This window comes from Streptomyces sp. URMC 123 (assembly GCF_051386515.1).
Taxonomy (GTDB): domain Bacteria; phylum Actinomycetota; class Actinomycetes; order Streptomycetales; family Streptomycetaceae; genus Streptomyces.
Genome location: NZ_JBPQTV010000570.1, coordinates 1 through 1,914, shown reverse-complemented (window position 1 = coordinate 1,914; position 1,914 = coordinate 1). Strand labels below are relative to the sequence as shown.

The window sequence follows — 1,914 nt, the reverse complement described above, 5'->3', positions numbered from 1 at the left end:
GCGGACGGGGGCGCGCGGCGAGCGGCGGGGCGGGGAGCCGGGCGCGTACGAGTCGGGGGCGCGCCCCGGAGCGTACGGGAACGCCCCCACCACGGGCGGCTGGCCACCGGGGACTCCCGCCGTCGTACGAGGTCTCGGCCCGGAACGGGCCCCGGAGGCGCGGCGCGTGCGGGGCCCGATCGGCGAGGCCACCGGCCGGGTCACCAGGCGGAGGGAGCGGCGGTCGGAGCGGGGGCGGACACGGGGCCGTTGCCGGGACCGTCTGCGGCGCGGGCTCCGCCGTAACGGCCGGCAGAGGCCACGGGGGCCGGACCCGCGACCACGGGAGGGCCAGCGCGCCAAGCGCCCACGTACTGAGCCACCCACCCCGCCCACGCGGCCGCCACCCCGAAGCCCAGGAAGCTCCGCGGACACGCCCCCCGGGAACCCGGCCGGGAGGCCACCGGCACCGGACCCGCGGCCACGGGAGGGCCAGCCCGTCAGGCGCCTACGTACCCGAGCCACCGCCCCACGCGGACAGCGCGCCGCCCACGCGGCCGCCATGCCGAAGCGGAAGCTCCACGGGCACGCCCCCGAGCACGGGACCCCGGAACCCCGGCCGGGAGGCCACCGGGCGACGGACAAGCGACCACGGGAGCGACAGGAACCGCCGCCGGCACGCCAGGCGCCCGCGTACCGAGCCACCGCCCCGCCCGCACGACCGCCATACCGAAGCCCAGGAAGCTCCACGGGCACGCCCCCCGAGGCTTGGAGCCCCGGAGCGCCGGAGTCCCGGAGTAGGCCCCACGAAACCCCGACCGGGAGGTCACTCGTGGGTGAACTCCTCGACCACCGTCGCGCCCAGCTCGCGCACGATCAGGTCGTGACCGCTGAGCGCGGTGTCGTCGAGATCGGGGTCGTCCTCTTCCGGCATGTCGTCCTCGAGGGCGACGGCGGGCCTGCCGCCCGCGCCCTGCGGGCCGCGACCGGGGCCGCCGCCGGAGGCGCCGGGGCCACCCGCACCGTGCGCACCGCCCGGTCCGCCGTGACTTCCCTGGCTGCCCTGGCCCAGGGAGCTGGCCGCGAGGCCACTCCCCGCACCGGGCCCACCGGCCGGCGCCGCAGCCGTCGGCTCCGGCGCGGAGGCCGACGCGGCAGGCGCCGCCGAGCGCTGCGCCGCGGCGGGCCCGCCACCGAAGCCACCGCCCGCACCGCCGCCGAAGCCGCCCTGCGAGGAACCCGTGCCACCACCGAAGCCGCCCTGCGGGGAGCCCATGCCGCCGCCGCCCGGGCCGCCGCCGAACCCTCCGGCTCCGCCGGAACCACCCGCGCCGGCGCCGCCCGACGGGTCGACGATCGCCTCGACCTTCCACTGGACGCCGAGGTCACCGAGCGCCTGCCGGAGCACGTCCTCGCTGCCGCCGCCGACGAAGCTGTCGCGGGCGCCGGCGTTGGAGAAGCCGACCTGGAGGGTCGTGCCGTCGAAGCCGGCGACCTGCGCGTTCTGGCTCAGCAGAATCCAGGTGAAGCGACGGCGGTTCTTGACCGCCTCCAGGATGTTCGGCCACATCTGCCGCACCTGGGCGGCACCCTGGGCCATGGCCACCCCGCCGGCCGCGGCAGCCCCAGGGGCCGCACCGGCCCCGGCAGCGGGAGCCTGCGGAGCGGGTTGTCCCTGCGCCGCGGCCGCGCCCGACGCGGCAGGCTGCGCCGCGGCAGGGCCCGCACCCGTACCGCTCCCCCGTCCGGGCGCGGTCGTCGTCGGCCAGCCGCCGGGACGCCGCTCGGCCCCACCCTGCGGAGCCGCGGCCGTGCCGTTCTGCGGAGCCGCACCGCCGCCGGAGGGGGCGGCGGTCGGCCAGGCGCCGGGACGCGTACCGCCAGGCGCCTCCTGGGCGGCGGCCGGAGCGGGGGCGGCCTGAGCCGGAGCGGGAG

The 1,914-nt window shown here is 79.8% G+C and carries 1 protein-coding gene; it reads right to left on the bottom strand.

Going from position 1 to position 1,914, the window contains the following annotated elements:
- Positions 1 to 805: 805 nt before the first annotated feature.
- Positions 806 to 1,579 (bottom strand): hypothetical protein, encoded by a 774-nt coding sequence (locus ACSNOD_RS30830; RefSeq protein WP_436770376.1) that lies wholly within the window; start codon positions 1,577 to 1,579, stop codon positions 806 to 808.
- Positions 1,580 to 1,914: the final 335 nt, after the last annotated feature.